Source organism: uncultured Parvibaculum sp. (genome assembly GCF_963975745.1).
Classification (GTDB): Bacteria; Pseudomonadota; Alphaproteobacteria; order Parvibaculales; family Parvibaculaceae; genus Parvibaculum.
The window spans coordinates 24,033-41,105 of the sequence record NZ_CAXBIB010000020.1; the positions used below are offsets into that span (position 1 = coordinate 24,033).

Sequence of the window (17,073 nt, forward strand, 5' to 3'; positions counted from 1 at the left end):
AATAGCGCCGGCGTACGGATCACGTTTCCTGATCATGCCCGGCAGCAATCATTGAGACCTAACGCGCCCGTTCGAGATTTGTCGGGGCGAAATCACTGGGCGTGAGGCCGGTTCTGAATTCGTAGCTCTCCCAGATCAGGCGGGTCGTCTTGCCGGATTCATGGTTGGCCATTTCGAGATCGTGGGGACGCCAGAACCGGTCGAGAAAGAGTTCATACTCGCCGAAGGTCAGGGTCTTCAGCAGCGCCGCCTTGCGATCGTAGTAGTCGATCCTGCGGTGCAGATAGTGCTCCATGTCGATCCAGACGATCTGCCGCGTGTAGCCGGAGCCTTCATACAGCGGCTTGCGCTCGACAACGTGACAGGTCCGGCTTTCGCAGGGTTCATCGCGCAGCCACGTATGCGTGAATTTTCCAACCTCCTGGGCGGCGAGATCTTCGAAGGCGAACTCGCTGCCGACGAAGGGACCTGACTTGTTGGCCGACGAAATGCGGCGCACGCGCTTGACAGCCGGAAGATAGAGCCACTGGTCGTCGGATTGCAGGACATGGGCATGTGTCAGCAGCGCCGTGCCCGCGACGTCGCGCGGCCGGTCGAACGTGATCAGGCTCAGATCGCCCTCGTCCGGCCTGTCCACCTCGAGCATCATGAAGCGCAGTTCGCGTTCGCTGGTTTCGCCCGATGCGTTGGTCAGGACCATTTTCATCTGTGCCCGTGCGTCGCCCCAGCCGCGGTCACGCTTTTCGACTTCCTCGGCAATGGCAAGGCCGCGCGCCGCAGGATCGCTTTCAGGCGGCAATGACGTGGCACCGGCGCGTGGGCCGGCGGCCAGCACGGTGATGAAGATAGCGGCAGCCGCCAATTCGACGCGGCGCTTCGTAGCATGGAATCCGGTCACGCGTTCTCCCCCTGCGTCCGTTCCGTTTCGGCGGAATGATGCATGGTAGAATCCCGCGTTCCAAGAGGAATCACGGATATTCCCGGATTAACCATTCAGGCAGCACGCCGGGCGCGGCGTCGTTCGCGCAATTCCCGGATGACCGGGCCCAGTTTTTCCTCGTGCAAGCGGTCGCAGCCAATGCAGAGATTGGCATAGGGGGTTCCCTGCGGCGTGGTGGTGTGCGAGGCGGCAATAAACGCGTCGCTGTCCCAGCCGAGGCTTTCGCCCATATGAAGCGGATCGCCGGCGTTCAGGGCTTCGAAGACCGGATGGCCCTTGAGGCTGTCCAGGATTTCCAGCAGCGGCTCCTCGACGAGATTGCCGATCGGAAGTTTTGTTTTCAGACAGCAGGGAAAGACATCGCCGTTCGGCTCGATGGCGACTTCGGCGCCGGCGTAGCCATGATTGAGAAAGTTCCTTGCACCCGACCAACGTGCGCAGAAGTTGGTTTCCATCGTCGCCTTCGACAAGCCGTTTTCCCAAGCGCGGCCGCGCGGCCAGAGTTCGGCAATCCACTGACCGGGCTGCGCGCCGAAGAACAGGTGGAAAGGACCGTCCTCCAGGAGATAGTCGCGGCCGCTTTCCCCGTCCGGCGCCGGTTTGAAACCGGCAGCCTCGAACATCGCTTTCAGGTTTGCCATGAAGGGGAGGCGCTTCTCGCCCTCCATGCCGACATGATAGTCGTCCATGCTGGCGACCGCGATCATCCAGACGCCGCGTTCGCGCAGTTCGTCGAGGATCTTCGGGGTCACGACGTCGCCGGTCGTCTGCAGGCCGACGCGGGCGCCGCAGTGCCCGTATTTTTCGCGGACGGCATCGAGCGCCGGATAAAGCAGCGCCTCGCGCACCGGGTCGATCAGCAATTCGCCGCCCGCCATGATGATGCGTCCAATCCGTTCTGACGGATTGCCGTCGGCGTCGGGTTTCGACGGATCGAGATAGGTCATGCTGTCGGGCAGGTTGCCGACAATGCGGCGGTAATTGTCGACGCCTTCGCCGACAACGGCTTTCAACCCGTCGCGGACGTAGGGGCGGAAGCGCGTGTCGTAGCAATGCCGGCACTTGCGGTGGCAGGCATAGGTCAGGACGTAGTAGACGGATTCCATGGCGGCGCTCGTGCTGGTACTTGCTCGTTTGCACCAGCATATCCCGGTGGCCCGCCGACCGCGCATCACAACCCCGCGAGGATCAGAAGGGGCGTTCGCCGTTTACCGTTACGCGCTCCATGTGACGGCGGTGGCCGTGATAGTCGTTCAACGCGAAATGCTGTGCGGCGCGGTTGTCCCAGAAGGCGATAGCGTTCTTCGTCCAGCGGAAGCGGCAGGTGAAAGGTTCCTGCGTGCAATGCTCGAAAAGGAAGTTCAGCAGCGGACGGCTTTCGCGGCGGGTCATGCCGACGAATTTCTCGGTGAAGGCCGGATTGACATAGAGCGCCTTGCGGCCGGTTTCGGGATGGGTGCGGACCACGGGGTGTTCGTAGGACGGCGTGTCGTCACCGGCGACTTCGACTTCCATGCCCTTGCGCTTCTGTGCCGAGTGGCCGCGTTCACTGTATTCGCCCTTCGCCGTGTGCACGGCTTTCAGGCCATCGAGCATCTTCTTCATGCCGTCCGACAGGGCATCGTAGGCGAGATACTGGTTTGCCCAGAGCGTGTCGCCGCCATAGGGCGGCACTTCGCGCGCATAAAGGATCGAGCCGAGGGCGGGCTCTTCGAGAAACGACATGTCGGAATGCCAGCCGCCGCCGAAATTGACGCGGTCTTCCGGCTCCTTGACGATCCGCATGATTTCCGGATGGCCGTCCATGCCCTTGACGTAAGGATGGATGTTCAGCGTGCCGAAGCGGCGGCCGAAGGCCTTGTGCTGGTCATGGGTGATGTGCTGATCGCGAAAGAAGATCACCACATGATCGAGAAAGGCCTGGTGGATGGCGTCGAAGGTCTCGTTGGAGAGATCCTTCGACAGGTCCACGCCTTCGATCTCGGCGCCAAGGGCGCCCGAGATCGGCTTCACGGCGATGGTCTTGTAGGGCATGGCTAATTTCTCCCGGCGTTCAGGCGGTTGCCTTCTTGAAGCCCGGCCGTTCGCTCAGCCGCGCAAAATAGGCGACAGCATTCGGATAGTCATCGGTCAACAGTCCGAAAAGCTTGCAGAGCATGAGGCTGTAGCCGAGCATCGTGTCGGCGGCGGTGAAATCCTTGCCGCAGATGAAGTCCTTTCCGGCCAGTTCGCGGTCGACGATCGAAAGCATCTTCTTTGCTGCAACCTGGCTTTCGGCTGCCACCTGGGGAATGCGGTCGGCCTCGGGACGAAGGAATGCGTGCTGGGCGATATTGCCGAGCGGCACCATAAAGGTTGCCTCGGCGAAGTGCAGCCAGTGCAGGAACTGTCCGTGCTCCGGCGTGCCGGGCTTCGGCTCGAGGCGGCCCTTGCCGTGTTTCGCCAGCAGATACTGCGTGATCGCGCCCGACTCGTTGAGGATCAGCCCGTCATCGTCGATCGACGGCACCTTGCCGAGTGGATGGACTGCGAGATAGGCCTCCGACTGGAGATCTGCGGGTGCAAAGTTGAGCGTCTTCAGCTCATAGGGAATGCCCAGCTCCTCGCAAAGCCAGACGATACGAACCGAGCGCGTGTTTTTGGCGTGATAGATCTTCAGCATGACGTCTCCCTCCGGGTGCCTGTGCCGGCACCGCTATTTTGCGTTGAGGGCAGTCTAGAGCATCTTCCGGTCCGGGTGGAATCGGAAGATGCGCTGAATCTCCGTGTTGCCGGGTTGTCCCATGGCGCGGCGCGCGTCTGCTTTTCGGATCGACCTGTTCACCGCCCGCTTTGCCGCGGGAACAACCGCTCCAGCGTCGAAGCGAAGGCCGGCAGGAAGACGATGGCGGCGATCATGTTGGCCAGAAACATGAAAGACAGCAGGATGCCCATGTCGGCCTGCAGCTTGAGGCCGGAGAAGGCCCAGGTCGAAACGCCCACCGACAGCGTCAAGCCAGTGAAGATGACGGCGACGCCGATCTGCTTCAGGGCCAGAGGATAGGCCTCGCGCATGGGCATGCCCTCATTGAGGAAGAGCTGCAGCCGGCTGTAGATGTAGAAAGCATAGTCGACACCGATACCTGTGGCCAGGACGAGTACCGGCAGTGTCGACACCTTCAGTCCGATGCCGAGCGCCGTCATCAGCCAGTAGCCGAGGAAGGTCGCCATCAGCAGCGGCATGCAGCAGCAGATGATGGCGCGCCAGTCGCGATAGGCGAGATAGACCAGCAGGACGATGACGGCATAGACCCAGGCCAGCATCGGCATTTCATTGGCTTCAATTACGTCATTCGTTGCCGCCATGACGCCGACGCCGCCCATGCCGAGGCGGAAGTTGACGTCGGGTCGTGCCAGCGCCCCCGCATCCGTTGTGCGGAATTCGATCACGCGGGCGATGACATCCTCGATCGTGTCGGCCTTGTGGTCATCGAGATAGATGATGACCGGCAGGATGGTGCAGGCTTCGTTCAGCAGGCCGCTCGACGGTTCGTAGAGCGATGTCGTGCGGATCAGGTCGGTTTCGGTGCGCGGAAGGGCCATCCATTTCAGATTGCCCTCGCGCCAGATCGCGGACGTGTCCCGGGCCGACTGAGCCAGCGATTGCACCGAGTTGACGCTCGGTACGTTACGCATCACCCAGGAGAAACGATCGATCAACTGCATGGTCGGATAGTCGATGCAGGCATCTGCGGGTGTTTCGACGACAACAATCAGCGCATCGGCGGAGATCGAGAAGCGGTCGACGATTTCGGCGATGTCGCGATTGTATCGCGACGACGGCCAGAGTTCGGAGAAGCCTTCCGTCAAATCGCCGATATGGCGGTTGCGGGTCTCCATTACCGCGGCGGCCAGCAGGCCGGCAAAGAGAACCAGGGCGGCTGTGGCCGGCACTGGCCGGGCGATACCGCCGATGATGCCCATGATGCGCTCGCGCGAGCGGCGCAGGCGAGCATAGGTTTCGGCAAAGCCTGGCCGCACGGGCAGGTAGGACGCCAGCAGCGGCAACATGATCAGATTGGTGACGATTTTCAGGGCAACGCCGAGCGCCGCCATGACGGCGAGGTCCTGGATGACCTCGATCGGGATCAGATAAAGCGTGCCGAAGCCGACGAGATCGGTCACCAGCGCCAGCGAACCCGGGACCAGCAGCCGGCGGAAGGTTGTGCGGGCGGCCTCGTCGGCCGTCCTGCCTTCGCTGAGTTCGGAAGCGATCAGGTTGATCTGCTGAACGCCGTGACTGACGCCGATCGCATAGACGAGAAACGGCACCAGCACTGCCAGCGGATCGAGGCTGCGATCCATCAGGTGCAGCAATCCGAATTGCCAGATCACCGACACCAGCGAGCAGAACACCGCCAGAAAGGTCAGCTGGGTCGAACGCGAATAGACGAGAACAGCCAGCGTGGTCAGGACGAAAGCGAGTATGAAAAAGATGATCACATCGCTTGCGCCATCCGCAATGTCGCCGACGAATTTGGCGAAGCCGACAATCTGGATTTCGACGTCAGCATCCTCGTAGCGGTCGCGGACCTGGGTTTCGAGGCGTTCGGCGAGATCGAGATAGTCGAGCTTTTCGCGCGTCAGCGGGTCGATTTCCTGCAGTTCGGCGATGACAAGTGCTGCCCGGTGATCGTTGGAAACCAGGAATCCCTTGTGCTTGCCGTTGAGCGCTCGATCGCGGATCGTATCGACGTCCGCCGGCGAGATATTGTTGGCTGTGACACCGCTCGGGATCACCGGATAGGCATTGATACCTTCTTCGGTGTTTTCCGTAACACGCGTCGTCGTGGACCAGAGCGAGCGGACGGTGGATCGGCGAACGCCCGGCAGAAATGTGACTTCTTCGGCAACTTCATGGAGCCGCTCGAGGAAGGGAGCGGTCCAGATGGTACCTTCGCGCGCCTTGACGGCGACCAGGATGAGATTGGCGCCGGGCACTTCGTTTTCATATTTCAGGAAAGTCTGGACGTATTCGTGTTCGGTCGGCACCTGCTTCAGGAAGCCGGCTTCCATGCGAAGCTGGACAGCATAGAAGCCGGTCAGCACCGTGAATGCCGCCAGCAAGGCAAGGATGACGATCCTTGCCTTGAAGACAATGTACTCAACAAATTTCACGCCGAACTCCCCCAACCCGTCCGCCGGCTGCGGCGGCCGTCTCCCCCAGTCGTTTTCCTGGCCGTTCTCCGACGCCTTCGGCCAAAAAGGTAGCCTTGATCGCTCGATTGAGCCAAGGTTAGTAAAACAAGTTTATTATTGGGGGGGATTTTCGATGCGTTTGTCAAAGTCTATCTGGGCCGCCGCCGCGACATGGGCCGTTCTTGCGGGGCCGACCGGCGCCGGTGTGCCGGAAGAGCAGGCAGCGCGGCTGTTGCGCGATCTGACCCCGCTCGGCGCCGAACGGGCCGGCAATGCCGATGGTTCGATCCCGGCATGGGATGGCGGTCTGGCCGTGGCGCCCGACAATATCGGCTATTTCGGCGGTCACTACCCGGACCCCTTTGCCGACGACCCGATCCTGCTGACCATCGACAAGTCCAACATGAGCGCGCATGAGGCGGCACTGACGCCCGGGCAGCGAGCCATGCTCGAAACATATCCCGGATACAAGCTCAATATCTATCCGGCACGGCGTACATGTGCACAGCCTGAGAGCATCTACGAGGCAACACGACAAAATGCGGTGTCGGGCGTGCTGGGCGGCAATGGCGACAGTCTTGCCGGCGTTCTGAAGGGGATTCCGTTTCCCATTCCTGCCAATGCCCATGAGATCGTCTGGAACCACAATCTGCGCTATCGCGGCTACAAGGTGCGCCGGACCTTCGTTTCGGCGGCACCGACGCGCGAGGGCACCTTCACACCGGTCAAGGTGCGCGACGAATTGATGTTCGACTATTCTTCGCCACAGGTTTCGTCCTTCCAGCAGCTCGACAATACATCATTCCGCTATCTGCAGGAGACGATCGCGCCGGCGCGGCGCGCAGGCCAGCTTCTGCTGGTGCATGAAGTCGTCGATCCGGCAAAGGGCGACCGCCGCTCATGGCAATATACGGTCGGTCTCAGCAATTCCACGCCGCGAGTACAGCGCACAAGTGCCATCGCCTATGACACGCCGCAGATCTATTCCGATGCCATGTCGACGGCCGACAGTTTCGACGTCTTCAGCGGGCCGCTTGATCGTTTCGACTGGACCGTGCGCGGTCGCGAGGAACGATACGTCGCCTACAATTCCTACAAGTTGAGTTCGCCTTCCTACAAATATGCAGAGATCATTCAGCCAGGACATATCGATCAGGATCTGGTGCGCTACGAGAAGCACCGCGTCTGGGCCGTCGAGGCGACGCTGAAACCCAGCCAGCGGCACATCTATCAGCGCCGGACAGCCTATTTCGACGAGGATGGGTACAACATGCTGGGTGGCGAACTCTATGACGCGCGCGGCGGGCTGTGGCGCGTGCAGGAGGCTCACCTCATCCAGTACTATGATGTTCCGACCTGCTTCAATGCGTCCGATGTCGTCTATGATCTCGTCGAGGGGCGCTATGTGATCCAGAATCTCAAGAACGAGGAAGAGGGCATCAATTTCAACGCCGACGACATCACCGACAACATGTTTCTGCCCGAAGAAATGCGGCGTCGTATCGTGCGGCGGTAGGAGCTTCAGTCCAGCGCGCCGGTCAGAGAGGCGCGCTGCGACATCTCGATCCAGTTGCCGTCGGGGTCGCGTATGAAGGAGATGCGTGCGACCTTTCCGAGCGTGCGTGGCGGCTGCCCTTCGCGGCCGCCGCGGGTCAGAATGCCGGCATGTTCGTCGTCGACCCGCCGTACCTGTATCGTGATGTAGCGAAACCCCCGGCCTTCGAGCGGCGCGCCGTCATGTGCGTCGGGTGCTTCATCGAACAGGATCACGCTGTCACCGCAGAGGAAACTGTCGCCACCGCGTTCGGGTACGTCCGGCAGACCGAGCGACACAGCGTAGAAACGGCGATGTGCCGCCGCATCGCGCACGGCAAGGCGGAGGCCGATGCGCTCGATGCCGTGGGCGCCCGGCGGCACCAGCGTCACGCGATTGCCGTCCGGGTCGATCAGGCGCTTCGGGCCGAGAAGTCCCTCACGCGCAATCAGCAACTCGCGGTAGCCGGAAGGCGCAGCGGACGGCAACGCATTGCGCGAATGATTGATCTTCAGCACCGATCCCAGAAGTTCGTGGCGATGCTGCTGCAGGCCGCCGCCAAGCGGCAGCAAGTGGTCGAACGGCAGACCGACCTCGCTCTGCCAGAAATCCAGCATTGGTTCGAGGTGGTTGGTGAAGAGGCCGATATCGATACGCGGTTTCGCGAGGTCCATCGGCCTCTCCTTTTTCAGGGTGCTTCGTTCGAAAAGACGATGGTGCCGGAAGCCGCGAACATGCCGCCGACGCCGTGGGCGATCGAGATTTTCGCGTTCGGCACCTGGGCCGGTGCGATGCCCCGCATCTGGCGCACGCTTTCCTGCAGCGCATACATGCCGTACATGCCCGAATGCATGTAGGAGAGGCCGCCGCCATTGGTGTTGAGCGGTAGCTTGCCGCCCGGCCGCGTGTTGCCTTCGCGGATGAAGGCAGCGCCCTCGCCCTTGTCGCAGAAGCCGAGATCTTCCAGGCCGTAGACCGGCAGATGGGCGAAGGCGTCGTAGATCATCAGATGATCGACGTCGCTGTGCTTGATGCCGGCTTCGTCGAATGCCTTCTTGCCGGAGACGCGGAAGGCCTTCGAACTCGTGAAGTCTTCCATCTGGCTGATCATCGGCGTTTCGCAGCTTTCGCCGGTACCGAGGATGTAGACCGGCTTCTGCGGGAAGTCCCTTGCGCGTCCGGCACTTGTCAGGATCAGGGCGCCGCCGCCATCCGTTACCAGGCAGCACATCAGCAGACGGAACGGCCAGGCGATCATCTTCGAATTGAGGACGTCGTCGACCGTGATCGGGTCGTGGAAAGACGCGCGCGGGTTCATTGCCGCCCATTCGCGCTGCACGACTGCGACGTGGGCGATGTCCTCCTCCGTGACGCCGTATTGCTTCATGTAGCGCAGTGCCGGGATGGTGAACATGGTCGGCGGGCTGGTGATGCCATAGGGCACTTCGAACTGGCCTTGCTGGCTCGCCGGATCGCGGCTGAAGCGGCGTGCCCCGATGCGCGAGCGACCCGACTCGGCATGGGTGATCAGCACCGTGTTGCAGAGACCTTCATTGATGGCGGCCGCCGCATGACGGACATGCAGCATGAAGGAGCAGCCGCCGACGCTGGTGCCGTCGACCCATGTCGGTGTGATGCCGAGGTAATGCGCGACCTCGACGGGGCTGTCGCCGGCGGTGGCGATGCCGTCGATGTCTTTTGCGCTGAGGCCGGCATCCTTGAGCGCGTTCAATGCGGCATCGGCATGCAGCATCAATTGCGAGGTGCCTGGGATCTTGCCCATTTCCGTCGTTTCGGCGGCGCCGACAACGGCGATCGATTTCCGTTTCATCGCTCTGCCCTCTCTATGCTTTTTGGGCCGGCCGGAACTTCGGCAGGCTGATTTCCTCGCTCGCCTTTTCGAAGGTGACTTCGAGGGGCATGTCGAGGGTGAGGGCTTCCGGCGTTTGCGGGCAATCGACGATGTTGGTCATCATGCGCGGGCCTTCGGCGAGCTCGACGACCGCGATCGAATGCGGCTCGGTGCCGAAATCGGGGCGGGGGCGGTGATTGATGATGTAGCTGTAGAGCGTCGCCTTGCCGCTTGCCTTGTAGGTCTCGACGGCGCGCGAGCCGCAAGCGGGGCAGAAGGGGCGGGGCGGGAAATAGCTTTCGCGGCACTCGGTGCAGCACTGCAGTCGCAGTTCGCCGTTACGGGTGCCCTCCCAGAAATGCTGCGTTTCGGGCGTCGGCAGGGGCAGCGGGCGATTGTAGTCCGCCATGAAACTCTCCCTTGTGTGCGTGGATTCGATTTCGGTGGCGGCGAGGATAGCGGCGTGCCGAGATTTGGCAAAGCGGCGGAATTCCTTGCCTTTTCCTTGTTGATTCCGCGACGTCAGGGTCTATATGTATCAGTATGAGACAGTTTTCGGGGATTCTGTTCGCGGTGCTGATCGCGGGCCTTGCCGGCCCGGCGATGGCTGGCGAGCGCGTGCAGTGGATCGATCCCTGGGCTGATGAAGAACTGGCAGGCGGCGGCGAGACGCCCGCCAACGGGCGGATCGACATTACCGGCCAGGTGCAGAGTTTCGGTTTTCATGGCGGCGTCGAACGCCGCTTCATCTTCATTCCGGCATCGGCCGGCTTCGGTCCGGGACATGCGATGCCAGCCGGGCAGCGGTCCGTCACCGGCGATAGCGTGCGCCCGTTCCGTCCGCAGCCACGGTTCTGATTTCACCCAACCTCACTCAAAGCCGTGAAAGCTCGCGAAGCTTGCCAACGGTTCGCGCTCGGAGACCAGCGCGTTGACGGGCGCGGATTCGTCGGCATAGCCCAATGACATGCCGCAGACGATATATTCGTCGTCGGGTACGTTCAGCACGCGGCGCGTCACTGACCAGAAATTGTTCCAGGCACCTTGCGAACAGGTATCGAGGCCACGCGCCTTGGCCGCCAGCATGATCGTCTGCATGAAAATCCCGATGTCGAGAAAGCTCATCGCATCGAGATCCTTGTCGATGGTGAAGATGAGGCCCACCGGCGCGTCGAAAAATTGATAGTTGCGGCCCCATTGACGCCAGTTGGCCGCCTGGTCGCCTTTCGGAATACCGATCAGCCCGTACATCTCCTTGCCGAGCGTGCGCATGCGCGTCGTGTAGGGCTCCTTGCGCTTCGAGGTGCGCGGAAACTCGGCGCCCTTGTCGGCGGGGTCAGTGTCGCGATGCGCCAGCACTTCGGCCTCGAGGCGGGCCCGCACCTCGCCCGCGACCACATGTACCTTCCAGGGCTGGATGTTGGTGCCGGACGGCGCGTAGCGCGCGAGCTCCAGGATTTCGGTCACCAGCGAAAGCGGCACGGGGTCGGCTTTGAAGGCGCGCACGGATTTCCGCGCCCTGATCGCGTCGTCGACTTGCATGAAGGTCGCTCCGGAGAAGATATGATTTCGATGGCGGGAGTGGTAGCACAAGGGCTTGCCGGGCGCGACGGTGCCGGTATATTGACATATATAATGTCATAATCAGCGCCCGGCCGAAAGCTCGCCATGTCCGACCGACCGCCCATCCTGCACGGCCTGACGCTTTCCTACTTCACGGGCAAGCTCGAGGCCTATTTGCGTGCCAAGGGCATCGCCTATCGTTTTGCAGAAATGGACACCGGGCGCTTCCGCCGCGCGGCCCGGGCGACCGGCGTCGCGCAGATGCCGCAGCTCGAAATGCCCGACGGCACCTGGCTCACCGACACGACGGCGATCATCCGGCATTTCGAGGCGGCGATACCGGTGCCGGCGCTTTCCCCGCGCGATCCGGCGGCGCGTTTCGTCAGTCTGCTGCTTGAAGATTTCGGCGACGAGTGGTTGTGGCGCCCGGCGCTCTACTATCGCTGGCACTTCGCCGACGACATGCGGCTGATGAGCGCACAAATCGCGCGCACGATGTTGCGCGACGTGAAACTGCCCTTCTGGCTCCGGCGCCAGGTCATTCTGCGCCGTCAACGCCGCGTCTATCTGGCGCAAGACGGCGTGACGAAAGAAACGGCACCGCAGGTCGAGGCGCTTTATCTCGCGACGCTCGATGCGATGGAGGCGATTCTTTCGCGGCGGCCGTTTCTGATGGGCGCGCGGCCGGTCGAGGCGGATTTCGGTTTCTTCGGTTCGATGTTCCGGCATTTCGCCAGCGACCCGACGCCCGCCGCAATCATGCGGACGCGGGCGCCGCATGTGGTGCTCTGGACGGCGCGGCTCTGGGCGCTGTCACCCGCCGATTTCGCCGAGGCCGCCTTGCCGGCGGATATTCCCGGCGATCTCGCGCCGCTGCTCGTTGAAGCGGTCGCGGGATATCTCTCCTATCTCGCGGCCAATGAAGAGGCGCTTGCGCGCGGCGCGGCAGATGCGCGCTACGTGCGCGACGGCATTTCGTGGCGCGTGCCGGTCAGCCCCTATCGCCAGCATTGCCTCGCCGAGTTGCGTCGCGAATATGTGGCGCTCGATGCGGCGGCGCGTGCCGTGGTGGACGCGGCGCTGGGCGGTGCGCCGGACGTTCTCGTGGGCGCGGCCGGACCTGCCCCCGTGCCGCCGGGTGGGGGCGAAGGCGTCGCACCAGTCGACCGGCAATGGCGCACGCGGTAGAAGAGAAGAATTGTGGACGAGGGGGATGCCAATGAAGCGGATAGCCGTTGCCGCAGTAACCGGGATTTCGGTTCTTGCGGGTCTCGCCGGCGGGACGCAGGCGCAGGAGACGCGGCCCAATTTTGTGCTGATCCTTGCCGACGATGTCGGCTTCAGCGATTTCGGCGCCTATGGCAGCGAGGTTGAAACGCCGAATATCGACGCGCTGGCGGCCAGGGGTACGCTCTTTTCCAATTTCCACGCCTCGCCGATCTGCGCGCCGTCGCGCGCGATGCTGATGACCGGCGTCGACAGCCATCTGGCGGGGATCGGCAATCTGCCGGAATCGGCGCCGCTCGAACATCGCGGTCAGCCGGGCTATATCGGCCGGCTGGCCGATGACGTCGTCACCGTTGCAAGTCGTCTCGGCACGGCCGGCTACCGGACCGTGATGACCGGCAAATGGCATCTCGGTCATGGCGAGAGCGCGCTGCCGCCGGCGCATGGCTTCGACCGTTCTTTCGCGCTCGATGCGTCGGGCGCCGACAACTGGGAGAAGAAATCCTATCTGCCGATCTATGACGACGCGCCCTGGTTCGAGGATGGCAAGCCTGCCGGCCTGCCGGAGGATTTCTATTCGTCGGAGTTTCTGGTCGACAAGACGATCGAATATCTGGAAGAGGGCCGGGACGAGGGGCGTCCGTTCTTCTCCTATGTCGCGTTTCAGGCGATCCATATTCCAGTGCAGGCGCCGCGCGAATTGGTCGAGAAATACGACGGCGTCTATGACGCGGGCTGGGAGGCGCTGCGCGCGGCGCGCTTCCGCGCCGTCGTTGAGCGCGGTCTGCTGCCGGCAGACATGGAACTCGGGCCGATGCCCGAGGGCCTGCGCGACTGGGCGGCGCGGAGCGAGGACGAGAAGCAGATGCTCGCCAAGAGCATGGCCGTCAACGCTGCGATGCTGGAAGCAATGGATTTTCATATCGGGCGGCTGATCGACTACCTGAAGGAGACCGGGCAATACGACAACACGGTTTTCATCGTGCTGTCGGACAACGGGCCCGAGCCCGGCGACCCGCTGGCGACGCCGGGTTTTGCGCAATGGCTCTGGTGGACCGGCTACAACCGCGACATCGAAACGCTGGGCGAAAAGGGCTCCTATGTCTTCATCGGGCCGGAATTCGCCAACGCGGCAGCCTCGCCCGGCGCCTTCTTCAAGATGCAGGCGGGCGAGGGCGGCTTGCGTGTACCCTTGATCTTTGCCGGGCGCGGCGTGGCGCGCAAAGGCGCGACGGATGCTTTCAGCTACATCACCGACATCGCGCCGACCATTCTCGACCTGGCGGGCGTCGATGCGACGCCGGAATTCGAAGGCGTGGCAGTCAGGGAGATGACGGGCAGGTCGCTGATGCCGCTCCTGCGCGGCGCGGCGACGCGCGTTCGCGGCGCGAGCGATGTCGTCGGCATCGAGGCGGCCGGCAATGCGGCGCTCTTCCGCGGCGACTACAAACTGGTACGCAACGCGCCGCCTTATGGCGACATGCGCTGGTATCTCTACGATCTGGCGCGCGATCCCGGCGAGACGCGGGATCTTTCGCAGGCCGAGCCCGCGCTGTTCGACGGCATGATGGCGGAATACGAGGCTTATGCGTCACGCGTGGGCGTACTCGAAGTGCCGGAGGGCTACAATCAGACGGCGCAACTCACGATCAATCGCGTTCACGATCAGGTGCGGGCGAACTGGCCAAGCCTGACGATCCTCACGTTGCTGCTGCTGGGCGGCGCCTTCTGGGGTTGCCACCGGGCCAGCCCGCGCGTCTGGCGGGCCGTGCACGGCTGAGCGGCGGTCACAAGCTCAGCACGGCCTTGGCCATGATGTTGCGCTGGATCTCGTTGGTGCCGGCATAGATCGAACCGGCGCGGTCGTTGAGATATTTCGCGGTGACGGGCCAGGAATAGTCGGGACCGACGGGCTGCTCATTACCTGTCGGCTTCGGCATGCCCGGCACCGGGCCGCCCGGCCGCGTCGCATGGGGCTGGAAGGGCAGGGCGTAATGCGCGACGGCTTCCACCGCCAGTTCGGTCAGATGCTGGCTGACTTCGGTGCCGCGCGTTTTCAGCAGTGAGCTTTCCGCACCGGGCGCCTGGCCATGGCTCAGCGCCGACATGATGCGGTGCTCGGTGAATTCAAGTGCGGTGATCTCGACCGCAGCGGCGGCGAGTTTCGCCGCGAATTCTGCGTCGTCGATCAGCCGCGTGCCGTCGCCGCCGCCTTCGCTTTCGGCCATGCGGCGGATGCGGGCGAGGCGGTTGTGCAGACCGGGCGCATAGGCGTGGCCGCCGCGCTCGAACTGCATCAGATATTTCGCCACCGTCCAGCCATCGCCGATCTTGCCGACGACATTGCTCTTGGGCACGCGGACATCGGTGAAGAAAATCTGGTTCTGGATGTGTTCGCCCGACAGCATCACCAGCGGCTCGACCTTGACGCCGGGCGTGTCCATGTCGATCAGGATGAAGGTGATGCCGCGCTGGGGAATGTCTTCCTTCGAGGTGCGCACCAGATTGAAGATCCGGTTGGCGTAGTTCGCATGCGTCGTCCAGATCTTCTGGCCGTTGCAGATGAAATCGTCGCCGTCCTCGACAGCGCTCATCTGCAGGCTGGCAAGATCCGAGCCCGAGCCCGGCTCCGAATAGCCCTGGCACCAGAAATCCGCGCCTGAAAGGATGCGCGGCAGATAATAGTCCTTCTGCGCCTGCGTGCCGTAACCGATCAGTACCGGGCCGCACATGCCGAGACCCATCGGCGAGAGCGCCGGCGCGCCGGCGGCGGCCAGCTCGCTGGAGAAAATGTAATGCTGCGTCACCGACCAGTCGCAGCCGCCATATTCGACCGGCCAGGCCGGCGCCACCCAGCCCTTTTCGTAGAGAGCCTTATGCCAGGTCATGGTGGTTTCGTAGTCGGCATAGACGCTGGTCATCAGCTCGCCGGTCGCGCGCAGTTCGGGTGTCAGCTTGTCGTCCAGAAAGCGCCGGACCTCGTCTCTGAAAGCCGCATCCTTCGTGCTGAATCCCAGTTCCATCCCGTGTCTCCCCATGTTCTTCAATGTCTGTTGCGCGAAGTAGGCGCCGGGCGGCTTGGGCCTGTCAAATTTTCACGGCCAATTCCGCGGGCGGGCATTGGCGTCAGCGCATGTTTGACGTAAAGGAAGGGCCGGTCCCGCGCCCCGGCGGCGCGTGTTTCTCCGGAAGGCCTCTCCCGATGTCCGACGACGGCAAGACGACGCCCCCTCCGTCCGATCGCAAGACAACGCCGAAAGAGCGCCAGCGCGCCTTCGGCATTCTCTTCGTCTGCCTGCTCTCGGTCGGCATGGGTCAGACACTGGTCTTTGCCGTGTTGCCGCCGATCGCCGCCGATCTCGGCATGACCGAGTTCGAGACGACAATGATCTTCTCGCTTTCGGCATTCCTGTGGATTCTCACCAGCACCTTCTGGGGCAAGCGCAGCGACTTCATGGGCCGCAAGCCGGTCATCCTGATCGGCGTGTTCGGTTTTGCCATCTCGACCTCGCTGGTCGGCGTGGTGCTGCTGGCGGGCTACTGGGCCTGGATCTCGATGGCGCTGATGTTTCCGCTGGTCATGGGTGCCAGGGCAATCTTTGGCATATTTGGTTCGGGCTCGATGCCGGCCTCGCAAGCCTATGTCGCCGACCGGACGACGCGGGCGGAGCGCGCCGGTTCGATCGCGCAGATCGGTGCCGCCTTCGGTCTCGGCACGGTGGTCGGTCCCGGCGTCGCGGCGGCGTTTGCCGAAATCCACATTCTCGCGCCCTTCTTTGCGGTCGGCGCGCTCGCCTTCATCAGCGGTATCGCGATCTGGATTCTGCTGCCGGAGCGCACGCGGCCGAAAAAGATGCTCGGCGAGAAGCAGGAAAAGCGCGCCGAACTCAAATGGTCCGCACCCAATGTCCGGCCCTGGCTGGCAACGGGCGTCGTCCTCAGTCTCAGCCAGTCGATCATGATGCAGCTCTTCGCCTTCTATCTGATGGCCGAACTCGACATGAAGGGATCGGCAGCGACGCAGCTGGTCAGCGTCGGCATGATGGCGATGGCGATGGCCACACTGATTGCGCAACTCGGCCTGATCCAGCGGTTCGATCTTTCCGTCCCGTTCCTGCTGCGCTGGGGGGCGATCACGATGATCGTTTCCTTCGCCATGCTGGTCTTCGGGGGTTCCTATGGCGTGCTGGTGTCGGCGCTGGCGCTGGCCGGCCTCGGTTTCGGCTTCCTGCGTGCCGGACTTTCGGCTGGCGCATCGCTGTCGGTGTCGCTGAAGGATCAGGGCGCCGTGGCCGGTCTGATCGGCTCGACGGCGGCGACCGGGCATATCCTCAATCCAGCGATCGGCATTCCGCTCTTCTACTACATGCACTCCGCACCGTTCATGCTGGGCATGGCGCTGTCGGCGCTGGTGCTGCTCTTCGCACTCTTCCATCCCGTGCTGAAGAACCTGCGCGAAACCGATGGCGGGTTCGAGGAGGAGGACGAGGAAATCGGATTGCACTAGTGCCGGCGGGTCAGAAAGGCCGTCGTCCGCTTCCGGTTTCGGCTCCCATCAGTGTCAGCAGATGCACGATCATCACGACGGCGACGAGCAGCGCAATGAAGATCAGCGGTGTGGTTGGAAACAGACGTATCCGGCCCGGTTCGACGGGCCGTTTCTCCAGCCAGACAAGCCCGCCCGCGCCGGCGAGGCTCAGTGCCAGCACGATCAGCGTCACGGTGAGCGAAAGTCCCTGTCCCATCATGCAAGTCTAGACCGGTCGTGCCTCGGCGCGC

Annotated in this window: 16 protein-coding genes; 5 read left to right on the forward strand and 11 right to left on the reverse strand. The window is 62.9% G+C overall.

All coding sequences use genetic code 11. The features are described 5' to 3' along the window. Window positions 1-58 precede the first annotated feature (58 nt). The 5 genes from AAC071_RS14435 to AAC071_RS14455 all read right to left on the reverse strand — a co-directional run bounded on the left by AAC071_RS14435 (window position 59) and on the right by AAC071_RS14455 (window position 6,097). Window positions 59-898, reverse strand: coding sequence for an outer membrane lipoprotein-sorting protein (locus tag AAC071_RS14435; RefSeq protein WP_339833777.1), 840 nt, complete (start codon window positions 896-898; stop codon window positions 59-61). A gap of 95 nt (window positions 899-993) precedes the next feature. Then, entirely contained in the window at window positions 994-2,046 is a 1,053-nt protein-coding gene (locus AAC071_RS14440) for a radical SAM/SPASM domain-containing protein (RefSeq protein WP_339833780.1), read from the reverse strand. An 82-nt stretch (window positions 2,047-2,128) separates the two neighbouring features. Continuing rightward, the gene (locus tag AAC071_RS14445) at window positions 2,129-2,974 is read right to left on the reverse strand and encodes a TauD/TfdA family dioxygenase (RefSeq protein WP_339833782.1); all 846 of its coding nucleotides are present in this window, start codon (window positions 2,972-2,974) and stop codon (window positions 2,129-2,131) included. Window positions 2,975-2,993: 19 nt separating this feature from the next. Next, complete coding sequence (locus tag AAC071_RS14450) at window positions 2,994-3,602, reverse strand: glutathione S-transferase family protein (RefSeq protein WP_339833784.1); 609 nt, start codon at window positions 3,600-3,602, stop codon at window positions 2,994-2,996. Window positions 3,603-3,760: 158 nt separating this feature from the next. Next, window positions 3,761-6,097 (reverse strand): efflux RND transporter permease subunit, encoded by a 2,337-nt coding sequence (locus AAC071_RS14455; protein ID WP_339833788.1) that lies wholly within the window; start codon window positions 6,095-6,097, stop codon window positions 3,761-3,763. A 154-nt stretch (window positions 6,098-6,251) separates the two neighbouring features. Here AAC071_RS14455 and AAC071_RS14460 point away from each other — a divergent pair, with 154 nt between their 5' ends. After that, the gene (locus AAC071_RS14460; protein WP_339833791.1) at window positions 6,252-7,634 is read left to right on the forward strand and encodes a DUF1329 domain-containing protein; all 1,383 of its coding nucleotides are present in this window, start codon (window positions 6,252-6,254) and stop codon (window positions 7,632-7,634) included. Window positions 7,635-7,639: 5 nt separating this feature from the next. Here the strand turns inward: AAC071_RS14460 and AAC071_RS14465 are convergent, their stop codons facing one another. Genes AAC071_RS14465 through AAC071_RS14475 form a run of 3 tightly spaced genes read right to left on the reverse strand, consistent with a single transcriptional unit; the run spans window position 7,640 to window position 9,913 of the window. Beyond that, on the reverse strand, window positions 7,640-8,326 hold the full coding sequence (locus AAC071_RS14465; protein ID WP_339833793.1) for a VOC family protein: 687 nt from the start codon (window positions 8,324-8,326) through the stop codon (window positions 7,640-7,642). Window positions 8,327-8,340: 14 nt separating this feature from the next. Further along, window positions 8,341-9,483 carry a thiolase gene (locus tag AAC071_RS14470; RefSeq protein ID WP_339833796.1) on the reverse strand — a complete coding sequence of 381 codons (1,143 nt, stop codon included), beginning with the start codon at window positions 9,481-9,483 and terminating at the stop codon, window positions 8,341-8,343. Window positions 9,484-9,496: 13 nt separating this feature from the next. After that, on the reverse strand, window positions 9,497-9,913 hold the full coding sequence (locus AAC071_RS14475) for an OB-fold domain-containing protein (protein ID WP_339833798.1): 417 nt from the start codon (window positions 9,911-9,913) through the stop codon (window positions 9,497-9,499). A gap of 134 nt (window positions 9,914-10,047) precedes the next feature. Between AAC071_RS14475 and AAC071_RS14480 the strand changes: the two genes are divergently transcribed. Next, window positions 10,048-10,362, forward strand: coding sequence for a hypothetical protein (locus AAC071_RS14480; RefSeq protein ID WP_339833800.1), 315 nt, complete (start codon window positions 10,048-10,050; stop codon window positions 10,360-10,362). Window positions 10,363-10,374: 12 nt separating this feature from the next. On the opposite strand, the gene AAC071_RS14485 is transcribed toward AAC071_RS14480, so the two are convergent. Beyond that, the gene (locus AAC071_RS14485; protein WP_339833802.1) at window positions 10,375-11,046 is read right to left on the reverse strand and encodes a nitroreductase; all 672 of its coding nucleotides are present in this window, start codon (window positions 11,044-11,046) and stop codon (window positions 10,375-10,377) included. 126 nt (window positions 11,047-11,172) lie between these two features. On the opposite strand from AAC071_RS14485, the gene AAC071_RS14490 reads away from it, so the two are divergent. Further along, window positions 11,173-12,255, forward strand: coding sequence for a glutathione S-transferase family protein (locus AAC071_RS14490; protein ID WP_339833805.1), 1,083 nt, complete (start codon window positions 11,173-11,175; stop codon window positions 12,253-12,255). A gap of 31 nt (window positions 12,256-12,286) precedes the next feature. Further along, window positions 12,287-14,074 (forward strand): arylsulfatase, encoded by a 1,788-nt coding sequence (locus AAC071_RS14495; RefSeq protein ID WP_339833807.1) that lies wholly within the window; start codon window positions 12,287-12,289, stop codon window positions 14,072-14,074. Between the two features lie 7 nt (window positions 14,075-14,081). Here the strand turns inward: AAC071_RS14495 and AAC071_RS14500 are convergent, their stop codons facing one another. Continuing rightward, on the reverse strand, window positions 14,082-15,317 hold the full coding sequence (locus tag AAC071_RS14500) for an acyl-CoA dehydrogenase family protein (RefSeq protein WP_339833809.1): 1,236 nt from the start codon (window positions 15,315-15,317) through the stop codon (window positions 14,082-14,084). 179 nt (window positions 15,318-15,496) lie between these two features. Here AAC071_RS14500 and AAC071_RS14505 point away from each other — a divergent pair, with 179 nt between their 5' ends. Next, the gene (locus AAC071_RS14505; RefSeq protein ID WP_339833812.1) at window positions 15,497-16,801 is read left to right on the forward strand and encodes an MFS transporter; all 1,305 of its coding nucleotides are present in this window, start codon (window positions 15,497-15,499) and stop codon (window positions 16,799-16,801) included. A 10-nt stretch (window positions 16,802-16,811) separates the two neighbouring features. On the opposite strand, the gene AAC071_RS14510 is transcribed toward AAC071_RS14505, so the two are convergent. Beyond that, the gene (locus tag AAC071_RS14510; RefSeq protein ID WP_339833814.1) at window positions 16,812-17,039 is read right to left on the reverse strand and encodes a hypothetical protein; all 228 of its coding nucleotides are present in this window, start codon (window positions 17,037-17,039) and stop codon (window positions 16,812-16,814) included. Window positions 17,040-17,073 lie beyond the last annotated feature (34 nt).

Excerpts from the sequence above, each read along its gene's own strand:
- AAC071_RS14460 (WP_339833791.1), top strand. The coding sequence starts at position 6,252 with ATGCGTTTGTCAAAGTCTATCTGGGCCGCCGCCGCGACATGGGCCGTT.
- AAC071_RS14465 (WP_339833793.1), bottom strand. The coding sequence starts at position 8,326 with ATGGACCTCGCGAAACCGCGTATCGATATCGGCCTCTTCACCAACCAC.
- AAC071_RS14470 (WP_339833796.1), bottom strand. The coding sequence starts at position 9,483 with ATGAAACGGAAATCGATCGCCGTTGTCGGCGCCGCCGAAACGACGGAA.
- AAC071_RS14475 (WP_339833798.1), bottom strand. The coding sequence starts at position 9,913 with ATGGCGGACTACAATCGCCCGCTGCCCCTGCCGACGCCCGAAACGCAG.
- AAC071_RS14500 (WP_339833809.1), bottom strand. The coding sequence starts at position 15,317 with ATGGAACTGGGATTCAGCACGAAGGATGCGGCTTTCAGAGACGAGGTC.
- AAC071_RS14440 (WP_339833780.1), bottom strand. The coding sequence starts at position 2,046 with ATGGAATCCGTCTACTACGTCCTGACCTATGCCTGCCACCGCAAGTGC.
- AAC071_RS14445 (WP_339833782.1), bottom strand. The coding sequence starts at position 2,974 with ATGCCCTACAAGACCATCGCCGTGAAGCCGATCTCGGGCGCCCTTGGC.
- AAC071_RS14485 (WP_339833802.1), bottom strand. The coding sequence starts at position 11,046 with ATGCAAGTCGACGACGCGATCAGGGCGCGGAAATCCGTGCGCGCCTTC.
- AAC071_RS14450 (WP_339833784.1), bottom strand. The coding sequence starts at position 3,602 with ATGCTGAAGATCTATCACGCCAAAAACACGCGCTCGGTTCGTATCGTC.
- AAC071_RS14505 (WP_339833812.1), top strand. The coding sequence starts at position 15,497 with ATGTCCGACGACGGCAAGACGACGCCCCCTCCGTCCGATCGCAAGACA.
- AAC071_RS14495 (WP_339833807.1), top strand. The coding sequence starts at position 12,287 with ATGAAGCGGATAGCCGTTGCCGCAGTAACCGGGATTTCGGTTCTTGCG.
- AAC071_RS14510 (WP_339833814.1), bottom strand. The coding sequence starts at position 17,039 with ATGGGACAGGGACTTTCGCTCACCGTGACGCTGATCGTGCTGGCACTG.
- AAC071_RS14480 (WP_339833800.1), top strand. The coding sequence starts at position 10,048 with ATGAGACAGTTTTCGGGGATTCTGTTCGCGGTGCTGATCGCGGGCCTT.
- AAC071_RS14490 (WP_339833805.1), top strand. The coding sequence starts at position 11,173 with ATGTCCGACCGACCGCCCATCCTGCACGGCCTGACGCTTTCCTACTTC.